The organism is Flavobacterium arundinis, assembly GCF_038289855.1.
GTDB lineage: Bacteria > Bacteroidota > Bacteroidia > Flavobacteriales > Flavobacteriaceae > Flavobacterium > Flavobacterium arundinis.
Genome location: NZ_JBBYHR010000009.1, coordinates 185,157 through 207,141, shown reverse-complemented (window position 1 = coordinate 207,141; position 21,985 = coordinate 185,157). Strand labels below are relative to the sequence as shown.

General features: G+C 44.1%; 22 protein-coding genes. 6 read left to right on the top strand and 16 right to left on the bottom strand.

Annotated features, from left to right (window positions below; genetic code table 11):
- From mraY to mraZ, 6 genes are all read right to left on the bottom strand, one after another.
- On the bottom strand, positions 1 to 1,233 hold the full coding sequence (gene mraY, locus AAEO56_RS15770) for a phospho-N-acetylmuramoyl-pentapeptide-transferase (protein ID WP_341698023.1): 1,233 nt from the start codon (positions 1,231 to 1,233) through the stop codon (positions 1 to 3).
- Positions 1,234 to 1,240: 7 nt separating this feature from the next.
- Positions 1,241 to 2,704 carry a UDP-N-acetylmuramoyl-L-alanyl-D-glutamate--2,6-diaminopimelate ligase gene (locus tag AAEO56_RS15765; protein WP_341698022.1) on the bottom strand — a complete coding sequence of 488 codons (1,464 nt, stop codon included), beginning with the start codon at positions 2,702 to 2,704 and terminating at the stop codon, positions 1,241 to 1,243.
- Complete coding sequence (locus tag AAEO56_RS15760; RefSeq protein ID WP_341698021.1) at positions 2,701 to 4,698, bottom strand: penicillin-binding protein; 1,998 nt, start codon at positions 4,696 to 4,698, stop codon at positions 2,701 to 2,703. The genes AAEO56_RS15765 and AAEO56_RS15760 overlap by 4 nt, the downstream gene beginning before the upstream one ends.
- Positions 4,689 to 5,042 (bottom strand): FtsL-like putative cell division protein, encoded by a 354-nt coding sequence (locus tag AAEO56_RS15755; RefSeq protein WP_341698020.1) that lies wholly within the window; start codon positions 5,040 to 5,042, stop codon positions 4,689 to 4,691. Before AAEO56_RS15755 ends, AAEO56_RS15760 begins: the two co-directional genes overlap by 10 nt.
- 71 nt (positions 5,043 to 5,113) lie before the next feature.
- The gene (gene rsmH, locus AAEO56_RS15750) at positions 5,114 to 6,022 is read right to left on the bottom strand and encodes a 16S rRNA (cytosine(1402)-N(4))-methyltransferase RsmH (protein WP_341698019.1); all 909 of its coding nucleotides are present in this window, start codon (positions 6,020 to 6,022) and stop codon (positions 5,114 to 5,116) included.
- Complete coding sequence (mraZ, locus tag AAEO56_RS15745; protein ID WP_341698018.1) at positions 5,997 to 6,470, bottom strand: division/cell wall cluster transcriptional repressor MraZ; 474 nt, start codon at positions 6,468 to 6,470, stop codon at positions 5,997 to 5,999. Before mraZ ends, rsmH begins: the two co-directional genes overlap by 26 nt.
- 446 nt (positions 6,471 to 6,916) lie before the next feature.
- On the opposite strand from mraZ, the gene AAEO56_RS15740 reads away from it, so the two are divergent.
- From AAEO56_RS15740 to yihA, 3 genes are all read left to right on the top strand, one after another.
- On the top strand, positions 6,917 to 7,705 hold the full coding sequence (locus AAEO56_RS15740; protein WP_341698017.1) for an alpha/beta fold hydrolase: 789 nt from the start codon (positions 6,917 to 6,919) through the stop codon (positions 7,703 to 7,705).
- Positions 7,706 to 7,807: 102 nt separating this feature from the next.
- The gene (locus tag AAEO56_RS15735) at positions 7,808 to 8,485 is read left to right on the top strand and encodes a hypothetical protein (RefSeq protein ID WP_341698016.1); all 678 of its coding nucleotides are present in this window, start codon (positions 7,808 to 7,810) and stop codon (positions 8,483 to 8,485) included.
- Between the two features lie 68 nt (positions 8,486 to 8,553).
- The gene (yihA, locus tag AAEO56_RS15730) at positions 8,554 to 9,174 is read left to right on the top strand and encodes a ribosome biogenesis GTP-binding protein YihA/YsxC (protein ID WP_341698015.1); all 621 of its coding nucleotides are present in this window, start codon (positions 8,554 to 8,556) and stop codon (positions 9,172 to 9,174) included.
- 99 nt (positions 9,175 to 9,273) lie between these two features.
- On the opposite strand, the gene gldC is transcribed toward yihA, so the two are convergent.
- Positions 9,274 to 9,612 carry a gliding motility protein GldC gene (gene gldC / locus AAEO56_RS15725; RefSeq protein ID WP_341698014.1) on the bottom strand — a complete coding sequence of 113 codons (339 nt, stop codon included), beginning with the start codon at positions 9,610 to 9,612 and terminating at the stop codon, positions 9,274 to 9,276.
- On the bottom strand, positions 9,612 to 10,577 hold the full coding sequence (gene gldB, locus AAEO56_RS15720) for a gliding motility lipoprotein GldB (RefSeq protein ID WP_341698013.1): 966 nt from the start codon (positions 10,575 to 10,577) through the stop codon (positions 9,612 to 9,614). Before gldB ends, gldC begins: the two co-directional genes overlap by 1 nt.
- An 85-nt stretch (positions 10,578 to 10,662) precedes the next feature.
- Between gldB and nadE the strand changes: the two genes are divergently transcribed.
- Complete coding sequence (gene nadE / locus AAEO56_RS15715; protein WP_341698012.1) at positions 10,663 to 11,469, top strand: NAD(+) synthase; 807 nt, start codon at positions 10,663 to 10,665, stop codon at positions 11,467 to 11,469.
- Positions 11,470 to 11,610: 141 nt separating this feature from the next.
- Positions 11,611 to 12,240, top strand: a complete 630-nt coding sequence (locus AAEO56_RS15710) for a response regulator transcription factor (RefSeq protein ID WP_341698011.1) — start codon at positions 11,611 to 11,613, stop codon at positions 12,238 to 12,240.
- A gap of 226 nt (positions 12,241 to 12,466) precedes the next feature.
- Here the strand turns inward: AAEO56_RS15710 and dnaG are convergent, their stop codons facing one another.
- The 4 genes from dnaG to AAEO56_RS15690 all read right to left on the bottom strand — a co-directional run bounded on the left by dnaG (position 12,467) and on the right by AAEO56_RS15690 (position 18,115).
- Positions 12,467 to 14,449, bottom strand: coding sequence for a DNA primase (gene dnaG, locus AAEO56_RS15705; protein ID WP_341698010.1), 1,983 nt, complete (start codon positions 14,447 to 14,449; stop codon positions 12,467 to 12,469).
- 249 nt (positions 14,450 to 14,698) lie between these two features.
- Positions 14,699 to 15,358 (bottom strand): tRNA (adenosine(37)-N6)-threonylcarbamoyltransferase complex dimerization subunit type 1 TsaB, encoded by a 660-nt coding sequence (tsaB, locus tag AAEO56_RS15700; RefSeq protein ID WP_341698009.1) that lies wholly within the window; start codon positions 15,356 to 15,358, stop codon positions 14,699 to 14,701.
- Between the two features lie 4 nt (positions 15,359 to 15,362).
- Positions 15,363 to 16,661: an efflux RND transporter periplasmic adaptor subunit gene (locus AAEO56_RS15695; protein ID WP_341698008.1), complete on the bottom strand. Its 1,299-nt coding sequence runs from the start codon at positions 16,659 to 16,661 to the stop codon at positions 15,363 to 15,365.
- A gap of 5 nt (positions 16,662 to 16,666) precedes the next feature.
- A complete protein-coding gene (locus AAEO56_RS15690; protein ID WP_341698007.1) occupies positions 16,667 to 18,115 on the bottom strand; it encodes a TolC family protein in 1,449 nt (482 codons plus the stop codon).
- Between the two features lie 140 nt (positions 18,116 to 18,255).
- Between AAEO56_RS15690 and AAEO56_RS15685 the strand changes: the two genes are divergently transcribed.
- Positions 18,256 to 19,650, top strand: coding sequence for a DUF4403 family protein (locus AAEO56_RS15685; RefSeq protein WP_341698006.1), 1,395 nt, complete (start codon positions 18,256 to 18,258; stop codon positions 19,648 to 19,650).
- A gap of 229 nt (positions 19,651 to 19,879) precedes the next feature.
- Here the strand turns inward: AAEO56_RS15685 and AAEO56_RS15680 are convergent, their stop codons facing one another.
- Genes AAEO56_RS15680 through AAEO56_RS15665 form a run of 4 tightly spaced genes read right to left on the bottom strand, consistent with a single transcriptional unit; the run spans position 19,880 to position 21,960 of the window.
- Positions 19,880 to 20,110 (bottom strand): hypothetical protein, encoded by a 231-nt coding sequence (locus AAEO56_RS15680; RefSeq protein ID WP_341698005.1) that lies wholly within the window; start codon positions 20,108 to 20,110, stop codon positions 19,880 to 19,882.
- Position 20,111: 1 nt separating this feature from the next.
- Positions 20,112 to 20,663 carry a DUF420 domain-containing protein gene (locus AAEO56_RS15675; RefSeq protein ID WP_341698004.1) on the bottom strand — a complete coding sequence of 184 codons (552 nt, stop codon included), beginning with the start codon at positions 20,661 to 20,663 and terminating at the stop codon, positions 20,112 to 20,114.
- Positions 20,663 to 21,292 carry an SCO family protein gene (locus AAEO56_RS15670; RefSeq protein WP_341698003.1) on the bottom strand — a complete coding sequence of 210 codons (630 nt, stop codon included), beginning with the start codon at positions 21,290 to 21,292 and terminating at the stop codon, positions 20,663 to 20,665. Before AAEO56_RS15670 ends, AAEO56_RS15675 begins: the two co-directional genes overlap by 1 nt.
- Entirely contained in the window at positions 21,292 to 21,960 is a 669-nt protein-coding gene (locus AAEO56_RS15665) for a hypothetical protein (protein ID WP_341698002.1), read from the bottom strand. Before AAEO56_RS15665 ends, AAEO56_RS15670 begins: the two co-directional genes overlap by 1 nt.
- Between the last annotated feature and the right edge of the window lie 25 nt (positions 21,961 to 21,985).

Below are 21,985 nucleotides of genomic sequence, written 5' to 3'. Positions count from 1 at the left end.
CTATCGCAGTTTTAATGAAACCAGTGAAAAAATGGCCAAAAGGATGGCGATGATCCAAAAGCGGGTCACGATCTTGCTTTCGTGGTAGCCCTTTTTCTGGTAATGGTGGTGTAGCGGCGCCATCAGGAAAATCCTGCGGCCTTCGCCTAATTTTTTCTTCGTATATTTAAAATAGCTGACCTGTAGTACTACCGAGAGGTTCTCCGCAAGGAAGATACCGCACAGCACCGGAACAAGTAATTCTTTTCTTACAGCAATGGCAAGTACGGCAATTATTCCCCCTATGGTAAGGCTACCCGTATCGCCCATAAAAACCGAGGCCGGATAGGTGTTGTACCAAAGGAAGCCTATGAGCGCACCTACAAATGCGGCTATATACACCGTCATCTCGCCCGAATTTGGGATATACATTATATTCAGGTAATTCGAGAATATGATATTACCCGAAATGAAGGCGAATATTCCCAGCGTGAGCACCGCGATAGCAGATGTTCCCGCCGCCAGCCCATCAATACCATCCGTAAGGTTGGCGCCGTTGGAAACTGCAGTGATGATGAAAATTACAATCAGGATGAATACTATCCAGGCGTAGCTCCTGTAACCTTCCCCCATGAAAGACAATACCTCAGCATAGTCGAATTCATTATTTTTAAAGAACGGGATTGTTGTAACTGTCGATTTTTCTTCTTTTGGCGTAGGTGCAATATTCGCCTGTTGGGTGGTGCTGATACTATATGTATTCCCGGCCGTATCGGTACGTACTGTTACAGCGGGATGGAAGTATAGCACATAGCCCACGATAAGCCCAAGGCCAACCTGCCCTACTACCTTGAATTTTCCTTTAAGGCCTTCTTTATCTTTTTTGAATATCTTAATATAATCATCTATAAATCCTATGGTCCCCATCCACAGTGTGGTTACGATAAGCAGCATCACATAAATATTGTCCAGCTTTGCCAGCAATATTACCGGTATCAGCGTAGAGATAATGATGATAAGCCCGCCCATTGTAGGTGTGCCTGCTTTTTGTGTCTGCCCTTCAAGCCCGAGCTCCCTTACGGTTTCGCCTATCTGCTGCCTGCGCAGGAAATTGATGATCTTTTTACCGAACACGGTAGAGATGAACAGCGATAATATCACTGCCAGTCCCGAGCGGAAGGTGATGTACTGGAACACTCCTGTTCCCGGCACATCCAACTGCTTGTCTAAATATTCAAATAAATAATATAGCATATACCGCCTATTTGTTTAATTGCCCTAAAATTTCCTTCACTGTCTGCATATCATCAAAATCATACTTCACGCCCCTGATCTCCTGGTACGTTTCATGGCCCTTTCCGGCTATGAGTATAATGTCATTTGGCATTGCCAGCTGGCAGGCAAGCTTTATAGCCTGCTTCCTGTCTACCATTGCCACCGTTTTTTTATAATTCTGCGGCTCTACGCCTTTTTCCATGTCCTCGATAATATCCACCGGGTCTTCACTCCTCGGGTTATCTGATGTAAATATCGCCCTGTCGCTCATTGACGATGCAATGTTCGCCATTATCGGGCGTTTGGTAGTATCCCTGTCGCCACCACAACCTACAACAGTTATCAGCTGCTCGTTTCGGGTACGGATATCCTCTATCGTTTTCAATACATTTTCCAAAGCATCCGGCGTATGTGCATAATCTACAATAGCGGTAATATTGGTTTCGGATATGATAAACTGGAATCTTCCCGACACACTTTCCAACTCGCTCATGAGCCTTAATACTTCTACACTTTCAAGGCCGAGGTTTACCGCTGCCGCATAAATAGCCAGCAGGTTATAGGCATTGAATGTCCCTATCAGTTTTACCCAGACTTCCTGCTCGTTTATTTTTAATAAAAGTCCCGAGAGTTGGTTTTCCAGCACATGGGCTTTATAGTCGGCATAGGTTTTTAGCGCATACGTAAACTTTTTAGCCATTGTGTTCTGCAACATTACCAGGCCGTTCTTGTCATCAACATTCACCAGCGCAAATGACCCTTTTGGCAATTCGTCAAAGAACTTTTTCTTCACATCGCGGTACTCAGCGAAGCTGTTGTGGTAATCCAGGTGGTCGTGGCTCAGGTTGGTAAATATCCCCCCTGCAAACTCCAGCCCTGTTGTCCTGTGCTGGTGGATGCCGTGCGAGCTCACTTCCATAAAGCAATAATCCACCCCTGCATCAACCATTTCCCTCAAATACCTGTTTATGGTAATTGAGTCCGGGGTTGTGTGCGTTGCCGGATATTCTTTTTCGGCTACCAATACTTTTACAGTAGAAAGCAATCCTGTTTTATAGCCTGCATTTTTAAACAACTGGTACAGCAGTGTTGCAATAGTTGTCTTCCCGTTTGTCCCGGTAATCCCTACCAGCTTCAGGCTGCGAGATGGATTTCCGTAATAGTTAGCGGCCATCGTTGCCAATGCTGCAGCAGCACTTTTCACCTGTATGTAAGTCACGTTCTCAGCGAGCGTTTCGGGCAGTGTTTCGCACACAACTGCTACTGCTCCCAGGCTGATCGCTTTTTCTATATAATCATGGCCATCACTTTGCGTTCCCCGTATCGCGATAAAGGCATCGCCACCTTTTATCAGGCGCGAGTCGAACTCCATTTTACTAATGGCTATATCTGTCGGGCCTTTTACAGCTTCGATTGATGTCTTGTATAATATGTCCCTTAAAACCATCACGATAATTCCAATATTATAGTTTGATTCTTTGTTATGGCCTGTCCCGGTGCGAGTGACTGCTTCTTCACCTTACCCATGCCTATTACCTGTACCTTCAGTCCCAGGTTGCCCAGCATTGCCACGGCATCCATTCCGCTCATCCCTATAGTGTTCGGTACTCCGCTGGTAAGCTTATTCATCCTGGTATCATACGATGCATACAGTTCGTCCTGCTTTTTTATTTTCTTGTCAAGCCTCTTCACTTCATTAGTGCTTGGTACATCAGTATAAATCTTCTGCGCGATCCTCTTGAATACAGGCCCGGATACGTCGGCCCCATAATATCCCTTGCTTGTACTTGGCTTGTGAATAACAATAATGCACGAATACTGCGGGTTTTCGGCAGGGAAATAGCCTGCGAACGATGATGAGTAATACATATTATCCTTGCCGGCACCATAGTTCACCTGAGCGGTACCTGTTTTGCCTGCCATAGAAAAATCAGGCGAATAGAGTTTAGAACCCGTACCTTTCTTAACCACGTTCTGCATGATAGCCCTCACCTGGTTTATGGTTTCCTGCGAGCATACCTTAGGGTTGATCACCTCTTTGTCGAATTTCTTTATGATCTTGTCCCACTCCTTAATTTCTTTTACGAACAGCGGCCTTACCATTTCGCCATTGTTGGCAATAGCATTATAAAAGGTAAGTGTTTGCAGCGGTGTCATGCTCAGGCCATAGCCGAAGCCCATCCTTGGCATCGTTGCCTTGGACCATATCCCGTCGCCCGGCTCGGGTATTTTAGGACCTGCTTCTCCCTTAAGCGCAACACCCAGTTTCTTATTCAGTCCAAAACTCTTCAGGCGCTGTATAAATTCTTTAGGGTTGTCCTTGTAGCTTTCCCATACCGCTAGAGCCATTACCGTATTGGATGAAAGCTCAAATCCACGGGCAAGCGATATTTTTCCATAACCTTTGCCATTTGAATCTTTTACATTTCCTCCGGCAAAAGGTATAGAGCCATTACGTGTATCATACACCTTGCTGGTATCTACTTTCTTATCTTCCAATAGTGCCGCGAGTACCGGCAACTTAAATGTAGATCCCGGCTCCTGCGCTTCCCATACTGCATAGTTTACCGTTTCGGTATATGATCCATCGGTATTCCTGCCAAGATTGGAAATTGCTTTTACATAACCTGTCTTTGTTTCCATCACCACCACGCAACCGTGATCGGCTTCATAATATTCCAGTTGCTTCAGCAGCGCATGGTGTGCAATATCCTGTATGTAAACATCTATAGTCGAAACGATGTCATACCCGTCTACAGGCTCTACCTGGTTCACATCGCTTATAGGCTTCCAGTGGTTTTTGGCTATCTTCTGCATCATCTGGCGGCCATCTTTGCCATTAAGGTATTTGGCAAACGCCCCTTCAATACCTACTTCCAGATTTTCACCGGAATGACCCATCCTTTCGTAACCAATTGTCCTTTCTGCAATCCTGCCGATAGGATGCTCCCGTATCGTCCTTTGTTCTGTAATGATGCCGCCTTTGAAAGCGCCAAGGTTAAATAAAGGAAAACTCTTGATTCGCAGGTATTCTGTATAACTTAGGCCTTTTGCCACAAGAAAATACCTGTTATTATGCTTGCGGGCTTTACGCAGTTCGTCATGGTAAAAATTCGACGGCCTGCCAAGCATTACCGACAGCGAATCGGCAAGTTCCTGTGCATATTTATTAAAATTGTCCCTGGTAGGCGCCAGTGCATCAAACCTTACCGTATAGTTAGGTATCGACGTAGCCAGAAGGCTGCCATCTGCCGAATACACATTGCCCCGGTTTGCCGGTATTGTAAAATCTTTTACTGTGCGCTCTTTGGCCAGCTGGCGGTAATAGTCGCCTTCTACCCACTGTATATTCGTAAGCTTAATGGAAACGAGAAGCGCCATCACGAAAATCGCAACGGCTACCAGGTAAATCCTGTAAGATGTTTTTTTATCTTCTACTCCCATATCTTTAGCTTTTCCCAAAAGCTTTTTTCTTCCTGCTTAAATACTTTTATTTTTTTCGGTGGCACCGACGAAGGAAATATCATACGTTCCTCCATCTTGCGCGAGACGGTCGATTCCATTTTCAGCTCCATCAGTTCCGAGCGCCTGTCTACAAATTCCGACCTCAGCTCTTTCACCTCATCCTCCAGTTCGCTAATCCTGTAGAGCTTTTTCTCATAATCATGCGTATTGGCAATCATCAGTATCGCAATAAGGATAAGGAACACTATAAAGCGCCAGTTTCTCATAGACCCCTGGTCTACAAGATATTTTGCTTTTAAGAGATTTATTACCCCGCCTTTCATGTTATAGTTTTTTTTATCCTCCCCCCGGCCCCCTCCGAAGGAGAGGGAGACGGGATGGCTAATCAGTATGTTTATTTTTTCTCTGCTACACGAAGCTTTGCACTACGGGCCCTGTTGTTGATGCGTATTTCCACATCCGAAGGGACTATCAGTTTCTCTATAATCTTAAACGGCACCGAAAAATTCCCGAAGAAATCGCGTTCCGGCTCGCCCTCGAACATTCCGTTGCGCATATACCTTTTTACCAACCTGTCTTCCAGCGAATGGTAGGCAATAACACTAAGCCTTCCGCCGGGTTTCAGCAATTCAAGCGACTGTTCCAAAAACTCCTTCAACACATCCATTTCCTGGTTCACCTCTATGCGTATCGCCTGGTATATCTGCGCCAGTATCTTGTTGCTTTTGTGCGCCGGGAGAAAACGTCCCAGCACCTGCTTTAACTGTTCGCTATTCTTTATCGGCTGTTCTTTCCTGGCATTTACTATAACTGCAGCCATAGCGCCGCCATTCTTTAGTTCGCCGTAATCCCAAAACACTCTCTTTAATTCCGCCTCTTCATAATCATTCACCACCATAAAGGCATTCAGTTCGTTCTTTTTGCTCATCCTCATATCCAGTTCCGCTTCAAAACGGGTCGAAAAGCCCCTTTCCGCCACATCGAACTGGTGCGATGACACGCCAAGGTCGGCCAATATACCGTCTACCTCTTTCACATTATGAAACCGAAGAAACCTTTTTATAAACCTGAAATTCTCCGGTATCAGCGTAAACCTCGGATCATTGATCACATTGGCCTGCGCATCCTCATCCTGGTCGAAACCGAAAAGCCTTCCGTTTGGCCCAAGCCTTTCCATTATCTCACGCGAATGGCCGCCCCCGCCAAAAGTCACATCCACATATACACCGTCCGGACTGATATTCAGCCCATCAACAGTTTCTTTCAGCAATACAGGGTTATGATATTCCATCTTCGCCATCATTTAAATTTCCCATCACTTCTTCGGCAAGGTCTGCAAAGTCAAGAACCGAGTCGTCAATTGATTGTTCATACTTATCTTTGTCCCAAATCTCCACAATGTTCACCGCCGAAGAAAGCACCACATTACTGTCAATGCCTGAAAAAACCAAAAGATCTTTCGCTATCAGCAGCCTTCCTGCCGCATCGATCTCCACCTCTTTTACACCCGCCGTAAACCTGCGGATGAAGTCGTTGTTCTTTTTCACAAAGCGGTTCAGCTTATTGATCTTCTCCATCATTTTATTCCATTCCGCCATCGGGTACAACTCAAGGCAGGGCTGGAAAACCGAGCGCTTCAGGACAAAACCATCTTCGAGGCCTCCTGACAATTGCTTCCTCAAAGGCGCAGGAAGCATTATCCTGCCCTTTGCATCGGCCTTGCATTCGTATGTTCCTACTATGGCTTTCAATGAGTTACGCTTTGTGTTGATTTAGAGCAAATATATAGAAATATTTACCACGATTTCCCACTTTCCCCTACTTTGTTAATAAGTTTTGAAGGGTTGTACCACTTTGCGAGAAAATACACCTATACTGTTCATTTCGAAATGGCTATAGAATATTCAGCAATAAAAAGAGTATCATTAAAAGTCTGCAATTTTTTAAGACTTATTAACGGATAAAATACAAATTCGTAAATATCCGGATGTGGTGGAAGGATGTGGGAGCCTGATGTATTTTAACGCCGTTTTAGCATTACGGAAAATTGACAGATTTTCCACGGATTTTTAAAATTCATATACCTGAATTGTGTACAATGCGCGCATAATGCTTTCTTAAATATTAGTTGTTAAATTTCTTTATAACCTATAAAATCATATATTTGTGTTCATTAGGAAATTGTACATAACTCAACATGCAAGAAAAGAAAAAAGACGGCAAATACACCTATTTTGAAGCCGGCGAAGGCACACCTATAATCATCCTGCACGGACTTATGGGAGGATTGAGCAACTTTGGCGGCGTAGCAGAATACTTCCCAAAACAAGGCTACAAAGTAGTGATCCCCGAATTGCCTATTTACACCCAAAGCATACTGAAAACGAACGTAAAGGCTTTTGCAAAATGGGTAAAAGACTTTATTACCTATAAAGGATTTGACAGGGTTATACTCCTGGGTAATTCTCTTGGAGGGCACATTGCGCTGTACCATACCAAAATGTACCCGGAGAAAATGCTCGGGCTTATTATAACCGGAAGTTCCGGCCTTTACGAAAGCGCTATGGGCGATAGCTACCCACGCCGCGGCGACCGTGACTATATCAAAAAGAAGGCGCAGGATGTGTTTTATGACCCCGCGGTTGCAACCGATGAGATCATAGAGGAGGTCTATGCCATGGCCAACGACCGCATAAAGCTGATAAAAACGCTCACCATTGCCAAGAGCGCTATACGCCACAACATGGCTAAGGACCTGCCGAAAATGCACGTGCCTACCTGTATCATCTGGGGCAGGAATGACCATGTAACGCCTCCGGATGTTGCTGAGGAATTTCATCGCCTGCTCCCTAACTCCACCCTTTCGTGGATAGACAAATGCGGGCATGCGGCTATGATGGAACACCCCGTTGAGTTTAATCGCCTGATGCATGAATGGCTTAAGAAACTGGATGTAGCGCATAACCTGCTTACAGAACAATTGTAATTATACATTTAAAAAGGGCTTTATCATAATACATGATAAAGCCCTTTTAACTTCTTAGATTTTTACACTGAATCGTCTTTACACTTTTGATATTCAACCAAAATGACTGAACTAAACCTAACCGGAGGTGCCAAAATAGGCTTCAAAAGAGCTTCCTACCCGTTTGCTTCACTGAAGCTTAACAATGGTGTATTGGAACTTGATGCCAGCCTTATAGGTAAATATGTATTCCTTCCGGGAGATGTTATTTCTATTGGCAGGTATCTCATGCCCGGATTCGGGAAAGAAGGCATCAGGATATACCACAATGTAGCGGGCTATAACGAAAAGATCGTATTCCAGTCTTTAAAAGTGCCTGCCAATGACATTATCAAAACGATAGAAGCGTCGGGATTTCTAAATAAAGAGTCTTCGCGAAATTTCAACCTGACCCAAAGAGAGAAAGAAGTGCGGCAATTGCAGGCCTCCGGGGCTTTCCCCATAAAAAAATCTTTTGGGATTGCCTTTATAGTTATGTGGAATGTCCTTTTTATTGGCAGTTTTGCAACAGCATTCCTTAATAACCGATTTGAAAAGCTTATTCCATTGGCAGCGTTGCCTGCTTTGGGATTTTTAGCAGCAGTGGCTATATTGTTGCTTGTATCGCCGGGTTTTGCCCGTATTATATTAAAGGAAGGCAGAACTGTAAAAGACATACGGAAGTTCCTCTTTTTTATATTGTTCATCGCAACTTTTATGCTGGTGAATATGTATGTTATAATGAATGTAACTTCAAAGTAAACGGACTCCTTTCTTGTCAATTTGGCATTCGAACAATATAACCCTACCTTTGCCATAAAATAATTACCATGAAAATCAATACTGCCGAATTCATCATCAGCAATTCCGAAGTCAGCAAATGCCCTAATGAGCCGCTGCCGGAGTATGCGTTTATCGGCAGGAGTAACGTGGGCAAGTCGTCACTCATCAATATGCTTACCGACCGCAAGAGCCTTGCGAAAACTTCGGGCAGGCCGGGAAAGACGCAACTTATCAACCACTTTAAGATCAACGGGAACTGGTATCTTGTCGATTTGCCTGGCTATGGCTATGCACGTGTTTCGAAATCGACCAAGGAGACCTTCCAGAAATTCATAACGGATTATTTTGAACGCCGGGAGCAGCTGGTTTGCGCCTTCGTACTGATCGATATCCGCCTGGAAGCACAGAAGATCGACCTTGAATTCATTACCTACCTTGGTGAGACCGAAGTGCCTTTCTGTATTGTATTTACAAAAGCCGACAAAATCAGCCGTGGAAAAGTAGACCAGCACATTGCCGCTTACCGCAAACAGCTTTTGGCCAACAACTGGGCCGAGATGCCACCACACTTTGTAACCTCTTCTACCGAAGGGACAGGCCGCGACCAGCTTTTAGAATATATTGACGGGGTGAACGACGGGATATTTAAGAACCATGGATTTTTGTAAATTAATAATCCCATGTAATAAGTAGAGACGCATTGAATGCGTCTCTTGTAATTTGAACTGGAACCGTTAGACGCATTCAATGCGTCTCAACTGAAATCATTACGACTTTTTCAACTCCAGCTTTTCGGCAAAATAGTCGCAGAAGTCTTTCATGGTATCTGCCATTTTCTTATCGTTCGTAGCGCGTTCGAAAGTTTCCGACATCGAAACTAATGTTTGATGGAAGAAGGTTTTCATCTCATCTACTGGCATATCTTTTGTCCAAAGGTCGATGCGCATGCTTTCCTGCGGCTTGCTGTCCCACACCGATAGCATCATGGCTTTGGTGTCCTGGTTCACTACACCGCCATCGCGGGCTGTCCATGTCAGTTTTTCGGGAACGCGGTTCTCATCAAGTTCAACAAGGATGTTTATCTCTGATTTTATAGTTGTCGGCATTATTTTTTCGGTTTGTATTTAGAATTATCAAAAATAGTTTTGGCATCCATCGCCAAAATTTGCTGCAAAGGTACATCTTTATTGTTTTCGGCATACGACCTTACAATCTGCCAACCCAGCCATTGCCCTATCCTTCCGGGCGACTCATTATCCAGTTCAAGGTAAAATTTAGAAAATGGCGCCGGGCTTATAAAACGTGCAGGAAGCTTCAGGTCGGTATCATATAACAATTTACGGTCTACAAAGTAGCGCCATATTTCGGCTTCGTTGGCCTGTGCCCATCCAAGCTGTTCTTTGGAATAGCCTATCTTATTTTCATCGGAAACATCCGGAATAAGAAGGTCTTTCAGGTACAGTTCCTTGCCGTAATATATCATTTCGCTAAGCAATGTCTTGTCCGTTGGCGGTGCGATCTTACCCATTGAGAATGCAGAAACGACATCCGGCATAATCTGCGACTGTTCGAATCCCTGGCTTTGGTATTTAGGGAAGTCCACATAATACCTGTGATCTTTCCCAAGATAAAGGTCCAGCGATATCAGCAGTAGCGAATCGGTAAAAATAACCCGGCTGTTATAATCCATTTCGGATATAAGGGTTACGACTTTAGGCTCCCTGAAATTTTTGAAATAGAATTTAGTGTGCTGAAACATCGACTGCAGGTCCTGCTCAAGCGTTGTAGTATTTGGAAATTTCTTCTCCACTTCGCTATGAAGCTCCCGGAGCAAAGGGTCTTTCATTTTACCTATCCATACCGCATCATCATTTCCGGGAGGAAAAAAATAAGGATACTGAGCCTTAACAGCGCTTAATCCTTCCGGGCCGGCCTCATAAAACTGCTTATCAAACCTTTCCACCTTTACCTTTCCCACAGGTACAGCCGCCACTTTTTCCTCTACTTCACTTTCCTTTTTACAGGAAGCCAGTAATAGCAATGAGGCCATTACAAGGAGATATTTCTTCATTTTGTGTTTTTATTAGGAAATTACTTATTTAGATTTTTTAATTTTATAGCAAATATACGCACTCACCCCTAAATATTGAAGCATTATGCCTAGCAACCCTAATTTTCAGGCGGAAGCCATTAATAATCATATCGTAAGCTGGCTGCGTGATTATGCAGCTAACGCAAAAGTAAAAGGTTTTGTTGTAGGGATATCGGGCGGGATAGATTCTGCGCTCACCTCAACGCTCTGCGCCCAGACCGGGATGCCGGTGCTTTGCGTGGAAATGCCAATACACCAGGCCCCAAGCCATGTAAGCCGTGCACGCGAACATATAAAAGCGCTGAAAGAACGGTTTGACAATATATCATCTGCCGAGGCTGACCTTACGCCTGTATTTGAAACCTTCAGAAAGCAGGTGCCCGAAACGGATAACGACTACCTGCAGCACCTTACACTGGCCAATACCCGTGCCAGGCTGCGCATGACCACGCTATACTACTTTGCCGGGATACATAGTGCGCTTGTTGCAGGTACCGGTAATAAAGTGGAAGACTTTGGCGTAGGCTTTTTTACCAAGTATGGTGATGGCGGGGTGGACATAAGCCCTATTGCCGACCTGACCAAAAGTGAAGTGAGGCTACTGGCCCGGCATCTGAACGTACCGGAAAGCATATTGGTGGCCAAACCCACAGACGGGCTCTTTGGTGACGACCGCAGCGACGAGGACCAGCTGGGTGCAAGTTACGAAGAACTGGAATGGGCTATGGAACAAATGGAGAATGGAAAAATACACACTGATTTTGAAGGCCGCCACAAAGAAGTATTTGAAATTTACAAAAGGCTGAATATGGTAAACCAGCACAAAATGCTTCCGATCCCGGTTTGCGAAATACCTGTCAATTTAAAGTAAATTCTTTCATTAACAACACTTTATGATATCCTGCCCTAAAGCCAAATTATCCTTAAATTTGAAATAAAATTCTTTCATTCACAATACTTTAAGATATTAATTTCTAACTTTACTTTAATGTAAACCCAAAAAAACGCAATTATGATCAAACTATGCCTCGCGGACAACCACCCGGTGGTACACTATGGGATGAAGTCGTATTTTAGCGACAATCCGCAAATTAGTTTTGTAGGCGTGGTGAATAACCTTGACAGCCTGCTCGATATATTGGGAAAAAAAACGGTAGATGCCGCTGTGATAGACCTTGAACTTGAAGGACTTACCAGCATAAGTTCTGTGAAAGCGCTGGTGAAAGAATTTCCGGAGACCAGAATCATTATCTTTACCAACCTTGCTGAACAGATCTATGCGCCAAACGCCCTTAAAGCAGGTGTTTCTGCCTATGTGCATAAAAGTGCCAGGATGGAAGAACTCGAAAATGCCATTAAAAAGGTAAACGAAGGCGAAGTGGTATTTAGCGATACCGTTAAGAAAAACCTGGCCCTTCTAAATAAAGGTAAGAAGTCTGAAAGGCTGTACAGGAAGCTATCATCCCGTGAAATCGAGGTGCTTCGTTACCTGAGCGAGGGTAAAAAGAACAAGGAAATTGCAAAACTGCTCGACCTTAACGAAAAAACCATTAGTACTTACAAACTCAGGCTGCTTACAAAACTGCACGTCACCAATCTTGTTGACCTGGTAAACAAAGCAAAAACCCTGGACATCGTTTAAAGTTCAAACTAAACACTTAAGAACGGAAAAAACTATTACGCTACACGGTTAAATGTTTGCACCAAAAACACATTAGCAAAAGACAACAGGCGCTCCTTTATAAGGGGCGTTTTTGTTTTATCCCTTGAAAATACCGCAAAGTTACATAAAGAGATTTTACGTAGTGTAATCCAAAGATTGCTTCGTCGTTCCTCCTCGCAATGACGGGCGCGAGATACTTTTGGATTTAAAAAAACTGGCTGCGCAGCCTGCTTATTTTTCGGGAAAGGTAGTTGACGAGGGTATTGTAGTCATTGACCGCCATCAGTATTTCCATATTATCAGCATCTGGGCTTACCTGCATCTTAAGGTCCTGTATCAGCTTCCCTAACAGCAGCCATCTCAGGTCGATGATGTGCTCATTGGCATACGCCGAAACTGACATTGCCTTATCCTTGACCGGTATCTGTTTTTTCTCTTCCCATTCGTGGAGGCTGTATTTTTCGTCCTGCATAAAAATATCAGTGGCCACATATTGCAATTCTGAGGGTAGTGTGTTGAGGAAATTTTCCACGACAAGCGACTGGTTGGCAAGATAATGATCGATAATTGCTTTGTACAAATCTTTGAATACCGGATTGGTAAATTGTATCTCATCTTCCTGGAGATTCAGGTAGATGCGTTCGTATACCCTGTAGGTTTTGCGCTCTGTATCTTCATACTCTTTACCGAATTCGTCATATTTGATGTACACATCTTCAAAATCCTGTTCGGTGCCCCCATATAACAACAATATCTCGATAATCCTGCGTTCGAGGCCATCCAGTATGTCAACTTTTTCCTGTTGTGTAAAACCACTGTCGGTAACGGGTTTCATGACATGCTCCTTTTGCTCCTCCTTAAACTTCTTACCGGCATCGGCGATGTCTTTCTGGACGATCTGCGACAGCGTACTTACCAGCACCTGTTCGGATATATCCATAATGCGGGCTACTTCCTGCACATAGATCTCTCTTTGGATGCGGTCGGGAATTTTAGAGATACTGGTTACCATATCCCTGATAAGACCCGCTTTTTTAACAGGGTCGTTCTTGGCTTCGTCCATAAGGAGGCCGGCCTTGAATTGTATAAAATCTTTAGAATTATTCTCAAGGTAAGCAATCAGTTCGTCATGGGGCGTTTTTTTCGCAAAGCTATCGGGGTCATCGCCATCGGGGAAGGTACAGACCTTTACATTCATGCCTTCCTCGAGTATCAGGTCAATACCGCGGACAGAGGCCCGTAACCCTGCCGCATCGCCATCGAAAAGTACTGTGATGTTTTTGGTAAGGCGGTTGATGAGCCGTATCTGGTCGGGTGTCAGTGCAGTTCCTGAAGACGCCACCACATTCTCAATCCCTGCCTGGTGCATTTGTATCACGTCGGTATAGCCTTCTACCAGGTAGCAGTTGTCCTGTTTGGCAATGGCCTGCTTGGCATGAAAAATTCCGTAAAGCACTTTACTCTTGTGGTAAATCTCACTTTCAGGGGAGTTGAGATATTTCGCAGCCTTTTTATCATTGCTTAATATACGCCCGCCAAAGCCGAGCACGCGGCCCGACATGCTTTGTATCGGGAACATTACGCGTCCGCGGAAACGGTCGACTGTGCGGCCATCTTCACGCACAATGGTAAGGCCGGTTTTATCCAAATAATCCAGCTTATAGGCTTTGCCTAATGCTTCCTTACTAAAGGCATCCCACTCTTCGGGAGAATAGCCAAGCCCGAATTTCTTTATGGTATCGCCTGTAAAGCCGCGTTCTTTAAAATAAGAGTAGCCAATGGCCTGCCCTTCATCAGTATTCATAAGGGTATTGTGGAAATACTTTTGGGCAAATTCCGATACCAGGTACATGCTTTCCTTTTCGTTGGCCTGCTCCTTGTCTTCCTCGGTCTGCTCCGTCTCCTCTATTTCGATATTATATTTTCTGGCAAGGTAGCGAATGGCTTCGGGATAGGTAAAATGCTCATGCTCCATCAGGAAAGCTACGGAATTTCCTCCTTTGCCTGAACTGAAATCCTTCCATATCTGCTTTACCGGGGATACCATGAACGACGGTGACTTTTCGTTACTGAATGGGCTCAGGCCTTTCAGGTTGCTGCCTGCGCGTTTCAGGTTAACGAAATCGCCGATGACCTCCTCTACGCGGGCGGTTTCAAAAACGGTATCTATGGTGCTTTTGGATATCAAGGTTTTTCAGTTGCAAGGTTGTAAAGTTACAAAGTTTTCATGCTATTGCAATCCTTTGCCTTTTAGTTACCGATTAAATCCCTGTTAAAACAGTCCTCATTATAGTGGAAAGACTCTGTTACGAAAAACCCCAGATCGCTTTGGGCATACTAAAACAAAGGTAGAAAAAGAAGGCTATCACAAAGAAAACAAAAATGTAATTGCACTCCTTTACAGATGCCAGGCATAAGGATCCACTGAAAGAAGCCTCTACTTGGTAATAAGAAAATCTTTTAGGTAGTAAGGTTCAAAGTAAGCAACATCAACCGTGTCATTGTCTTTGAATTCGGAAAAAGATATTGCCGCCATTTCTGCCGAAGAGGGATAAACCACATCGTCGTGGTATATAAAACGCGGCGCACTTAAAAATTCACGGCATTTAGCTGCGCCATCACCAACGAGGTGGATAACATCTTCTGTCTCGTCAAAAAAACCTTCTGTGATGATTTCCGCCTTCGTCTCCCTTAGCTTGTGGTAGCCGCTGTCAAAAACAGCTGTGTAGGCCTCCATACGGCGTGCATCAATCATGGGGATAATAACGCCATCCTGCACATTTATTTTTCTGGCAAGCAGTTCAAGCGTATCTACAGCAATTAATGGGATGGATAGCGCATAGCAAAGGCCTTTCGCTGCCGAAACGCCAATCCGTAGGCCTGTATAAGATCCCGGACCCATGCTTACTGCAACGGCATTAAGCTCTTTAAATGTAATTCCGGCTTTCTGCAGGGCTTCTTCTATAAATACATGGAGTTTTTCGGCATGGGCATATCCTTCGCCGGCATATTCCAGGAGTGATATGGCAGTACCGTCTTTGGCAATACACACTGAGCAGTTTTTGGTTGCCGTTTCAATATTTAAAATAAAACCCATTCCTTTATTTAGCGTCTTTGTCTTTAGGCTTCGTCTTTACCTTGTCGTTCGGGCTAAGGTCTTTGGTTACCGTAGCATACGGCCCTGTAATTACTTCGTCCCCTTTCTTAAGGCCGCTTAGTATCTCGATGTTAGTGTCATCCTGTATACCGGTAGTTATCGGCCTTAGTACAGCTTTATCGCCTACTTTGATATACACACACTCATATTTTTTCTCTACAACGCCTGTTTTCTGTTCTTTCTCTTTTTCTTCAAGCTCTTTTACCACATCTTTTTTAACCGAAGTAGTATCCGATTTTACCACAACCGAGCTGATAGGCACTGACAGGATATTTTCTTTCCTTTCGGTAATGATGTCTACTGTTGCGGTCATACCCGGCCTGAACGGCGAATAATTTGACGGTTTGCCTTTGGTCATATCCTCATACGACTCTTTCAGTATCCTCACTTTTACTTTAAAGTTGGTTACCTGGTCGGCAGTAAGTTCGCTGCTTGCCGAATTTGATATGCTGGTTACCACACCTTTGAATTTCTTTTTCAGGTAGGCATCCACCTCTATATTGGCCTCATCGCCAATTTCTATCTTTACAATATCGTTCTCATTCACATCCACTTCCACTTCCATGTTATTGAGGTTGGCCACCCTCATGATCTCGGTACCGGTCATTTGCTGGGTACCTACAACACGTTCGCCCGGTTCAGCATCCAGTTTAGAAATAGTGCCGTCAACCGGTGCATATATCGTAGTCCGGTTCAGGTTGTCCCTTGCTTCGGTCACTGTAGCGCCGGCGCTTTGAACATTAAAATAAGCCGACTGTTTGGACGCCTGTGCTACCTCGTAGGCCGACACCACTTTGTCCCATTCGGCTTTGGATATGACACCTTTATCAAACAGGCGTTTGTTACGGTCGTAATTGGCTTTTGCCTCTTTCAGCTGTGCTTCAGTCTGGTTGAGTCCTGCCCTTGCAGTTGACAGTGAAGCTGAACTCCTGCTCACGCCCGACTCGTAAAGGTCCGGGTTGATGCGCACCAAGAGGTCGCCTTTTTTTATGGCCTGCCCTTCTTTAACAGGAAGATCTATGATCTCTCCCGAAACCTCCGAAGATATTTTTACTTCAACTTCCGGCTGCACTTTTCCTGTAGCCGAAACGGTTTCCGTTAATGTTATCTGGCTCACAACTGCGGTCTCCACTTCCTTGCCCTCGTCTTTAGCGCCAATTTTACCGGTTGATTTAAGCACAACCAGCAAAACAACCAAGAGTACAAAACCGCCTAATAAATAGTAAATCGTTTTTTTTGACATAATCTTTATTTTTGTGAAATTCGAGAGATTGGTATCCCAAAGTAAAACTCCAGGATCTTGATCCTGAATATATAATCGTATTTTGTGCGCAATACCTCCGACTGGGCATTAACCGAAAGCGTCTGGGCCTGATTGAGGTCGAATACATTGATAAGCCCCACTTCATACCTTTCCTGCGCATAGGTAAGCGCTTCTGTACGCGCCTCTGCAGCAGATACCGCAGCATCATACGCTTTCAATGCGCCCTGGGCATCGGTATAGGCAGTATATACATTCCTTTCAAGGTCGAGTTCGCGCTGCTCCAGTGTTATTTGCGAACGCTCCAACTCTATCTTAGTGCGCTCAACATTATTCTTAACAGTAAAGCCATTAAAAATAGGCACATTAAGCCCTACCCCGAAAGAGTGCCCTTTATTATCGTTAAACTGGTCCAGTATCGGTGCATACCTACCCAACACAGGCACATAATTATCCTGTAACACCACCTGGTTCGTACCATCTACAAAGCCGACTACCGATGTTGGCTGGCTTACACTCTGCGCAAAGCCAACAACCCTGTCGGAATACGCAGCACGCGTGGTCAGGCTGTAAAACCCGCTTATTGTTGGCTGGTAGGCTCCCCTGGCTATTTTTACATCTTTTTCGGCTACTTCAACATTGGTCTTCGCGATCTTTAGTTCCGTCCTCAGTTCCTTGGCTTTATTGTATATGGTTGACGGGAGTTCCAGCAATATCGGCTCATCCTTCACCTCATAGTCAGCGTCCTCTGTGTCGAAATTCAGGAAATCATCGAGCTGCATCAGTTGCGCGAGGCTCAGTTTCGAAATTAAAAGTGTGTTTTCGGCGGCAATCTTTTTTTGGTTGTCAGCAGCTACCGTGGCTTTTACATCGAGGAGGTCACCCCGCGGCACTGCACCACCTTCTACCAGGTCCTGGATGCGCTCCATCTGCCTGTTATCAAAAGCCAGCTGCTGCTCCTGTACTTTAAGGTTCTCTTTATTGAAAAGCACCTGCAGGTAAGCATTGGCTACATTAAGCGCTACGTCTTCCTGCATTTTTACCGTTTGGTATTGCGCCGAAATAATGGCGAGGTTGGCTCTCCTTAAACGGTTTTGGTTCTGAAGTCCATTATAGATATCCACACCCATATTAAGCCCTAAGGACGTAAACTGGGTAGTTTGGTTTTGCAAAAGGCCGGTTGTAATGTTCTGGTTAAGACCTATGTTCCAGGAGTGGGAACCCTGTAGATTGGCAGTAGGCAAAAAAGCGCCGGCAGCATCTTTCTTTGTTACATTAGCCAGCCTCGCATCAAGCTCGGTCAACTTTATCGAAATGTTATTTTTCAGCGCATATTCAACACATTCCTGCAATGTCCATTTCTTTACCTGACTGTAAGCATTATCAGCAAACAGGGCAAAAACAAATATAAATGCAACGTAAAGCTTGCTTTTCATAGGCTGTGTCGGGAATAGTTTACAAATTTATCAAAATATATAACGCAGTCATTCACAATATATTTTTATTAGACGCTTTCGTGTTAAAATTGTTACGAAAAATAATATTAATTTTGCGGCAAATTTACAACATCATCACCATGAGGCCACTACTATTTGCTACATTATTTTCATTGGTACTATTATTTTCAGGATGTTCGACAACCAAACAAATTGAAGCGTTGAAACCGGAACCGGGAAACACGACCGATGTGGCTTACCAATCGGCCACATCATTCATCAACCTCCCAGTAAGCATGACTATTGCCGATGTGGAAACGCAGGCTAACAAATTGCTGGCCGGCCTTATATATGAGGACAACAATATCGATGATGACAAGATTTCCATGAAAGTATGGAAAACCGCTCCCATAAAATTTTCTGAACAAAAAGGCAGGCTACAGTCGGTAATACCGATCAAGGTTACTGCCAATGTAAAATACGGGACGTCGGCGCTTGGACTGGATCTGTATGACACACGCGAAGTAAACATGGATGCCGTGATAACCTTCAGCAGCAAAATAGGCTTGTCTAACTGGAAAATGACAACCAATACCACCATCGAATCACTCGAATGGAAAGAGAGCCCTACCGTTACTATTGCCGGAAAAAAAGTAGCGATTACCTACCTTATAAATCCGGCGATAAAGCTATTTAAGACTAAAATAGAATCTGAGCTGGACAAATCGATTACCAAAGTTGCCGACTTTAAGCCTCAGGTGTTGGCTGCACTTGAAAAACTAAACACCCCTTACCTTACCAGCGAGCAGTATGAAACGTGGTTTACCCTTAACCCGGTGGAACTGTATGTAACGGATGCCGTATTATCTAAAAAGCAGATTACAATGAATATGGGCCTGAAATGTACCATGGAAACCCGCGTGGGTGAGCAGCCTAAAAAGACGTTCAAAAAAGAAAATGTAGTACTGAAAGCGGTTTCGACCATGCCGGACAAGATAGACGTGGTTGTGGCTGCTGTTTCGACTTACGATAGCGCTTCGAAGGTGATCACAAAAAACTTCCAGGGACAGGAGTTTGGCGACGGCAAAAGGAAAGTAACCGTACAGAAGGTAGACCTGTGGAGCAAAGACGGCAAGATGATCATTGCGCTCGATATGACCGGAAGCATCAACGGCACCATTTACCTGACAGGATATCCTAACTATAATTCGGTTACCAAAGAAATTTACTTTGACCAGATGGATTATGTGCTGAATACCAAAAGCGTGCTGATGAAAACCGCCAACTGGCTTGCCGAAGGCTATATCCTGAAAAAGATACAGGAAAGCTGCCGTTATTCTATTAAGCAAAACCTTGAGGACGGCAAGAAAAACCTGCTGCCCTACGTTACCAACTACTCCCCTATACCGGGTGTGTTCGTAAACGGCACCCTTAATGACTTTGAATTCGATAAAGTGGAGCTTACCAATAATGCAATCATAGCATTTATAAAAGGATCGGGTAAGATGGATTTGAAAATAGACGGGATGAAATAGTTTAGTTTTCAGTCACAGTCGCAGTTTTCAGAGCCGGTGAAAAAGAATGTGGATTCGGCGGATTTTTTCGTGAGCTTTCATTGCGAGGCACGAAGCAATCTTTCCAGGTTTACTGGTCAATGAACGCCGGAAGAAAGATTGCCGCGCTCCATTCTTCCGCTCGCAATGACAGGTACACTCATATTCCTAAGCAGAATGTTTTACCTCTAAACTTCGATTGTGACTATGTCTAAACCTCCGCTTTTTTCTTCCTGCGCAGCCTGTACACAGCATAGCCTACCAGCGCAACAAGCAGATAAGGAAGTACCATAAGGTACACGATACCATCATTTACCGATTCTGGTTTAATACCGCCATCATTGCTCTCCAATGCGGCACGACACATCGCACATTGCGCATTAGCCAGTGCAGAGAAAAATAGCAATACGGCTACAGGTAAATATTTAGCTTTAAAGCTCATATTAATGGGTGTAATATGGCGAGATCATCAGATACACGATCACGCCGGTTATGGCAACGTACAGCCATAGTGGGTAGGTAATGCGGGCCAACTTTTTATGCCTTTCAAAATTACCGGTTATAGCCCTTACATAGGTTATAAGAACAAAAGGGATAATGATAACCGATAAGGCAATGTGCGTAAGCAGTATAAAGAAATACACATAGCGCATAACGCCTTCACCTCCGTAGGGTGTCGAATCGGCCGTCATGTGGTAGGCCACATACATTACAAGAAACGCAACTGAAAGGCCGATAGCAAACTTCATCAGGTTCTCGTGGAGTTTTTGTTTCCCATTTTTCACCGCCCATACTGCTGTAACCAAAACAATGGCAGTAGCACCGTTTATCGCGGCATAAATGGGAGGCAGGAAAGAAAGTGGCTGCACATCATAACCAAGGTCCTTTAACTTCACCTTGAAAAGCACTGCAACCGCTATGGGGATCACAACCGATAACAGGATGATCCAGACGTTATATTTTTTCTCCGCGTTCTTGTTGACTGTATTTTCCATTATTCTTCGAGTAGTTTCTTAATGTCTTCTTTTATGGCTTTCACGCCCGGCTCTTCAAGCCCATCGTAATACAATATAGGGTTACCATAAGAATCTTTACGACTCCTGATGTTTCCTTCCTTATCAATAAGCGCAAACATACCCGAATGTTCAAAGCCCCCTGGCACATTAGGGTTCTTGCCTGCATAAAGCTTGAACTCTTTGGCAAGGTTAAAAATATAATCCCTTTCACCGGTAAGGAAATGCCAGTTGTAATGCTTTACGCCCAGCTTATCGGCATGTTCTTTCAATACCTGTGGGGTATCGTGCTCCGGGTTTATCGTGATCGAGGCTACCCCGAATTTTGGGTTGCCATAATACGCATCCTGCAATGTGAGCATGTTCTGATTCATCTTTGGGCAGATCGTAGGACATGTTGAAAAAAAGAACTCGACTACATATACCTTCCCTAGATAATCTTTATTAGATATTTTTTTGCCATTTTGGTCGGTCAGCGCAAATTCAGGTACCGGGCCAATAGTATCAAGGTCGGATTTTTGGAATTTTGCGACTATTTTAGGCACTGCCCAAATACCAAAGATCAGGATGATGAATGACACGCCTATGTACGAGTAGGATTTCTTTTTCATTATATTTCTCTTTTAACACCTTTCAGGGTGTCATTTTTTCGTAGCGCAAGGCGGTATTCCCTAAGCAGGATCTTTACATCATCAGTCATTTCGTTGTGCAATTCGGCCGCTGAGAAAGAATTATAGCTGTCTTTGAATTCGTTTTCACCACTCTTTTTATTCTTCCCTTTCCTTCCCCTGAGGCTGCGGTCTTTATCCAATATAAAAATATTATACGTTGAAAGGTCAGGCCCAAGCGGCTCACGCACTTTTAAGGAATTATAGAATGTAGTGATATCCTGTGGCTGGGCAAATATAAATTTCCAGCTTGAGATATCACCCATCAGCTTCAGTTCGGATGTAATTTCTTTTACCTCTTCCTGCGCGCCGTCGGGAACAACCATAAGGAGTTGGAAATCGGTAAAATCCTTGTATTTGTTATTTATTTTTTGGTTGATATTAAAGATGGTTTCTTTCTTCTTACGGATGTCTTTTCCCAAAAAGCCGACAATAGTTATTTTCCCTTTAAGATGAACGGATTTTTCGTCCAAAGTTTTTCCCGCAGGAGCTTCGGCTACGTTTTTTGTTATAACAGGAAGAAACAGTGAATTATGCTTTGCCATAGAAAAATAAACATACATGGTAAGAGGCAGTACGAGCAGTACAATGAGAACAATCTTTCTTTTCATGGTAAAGGAAATTTCCTATGCAAAA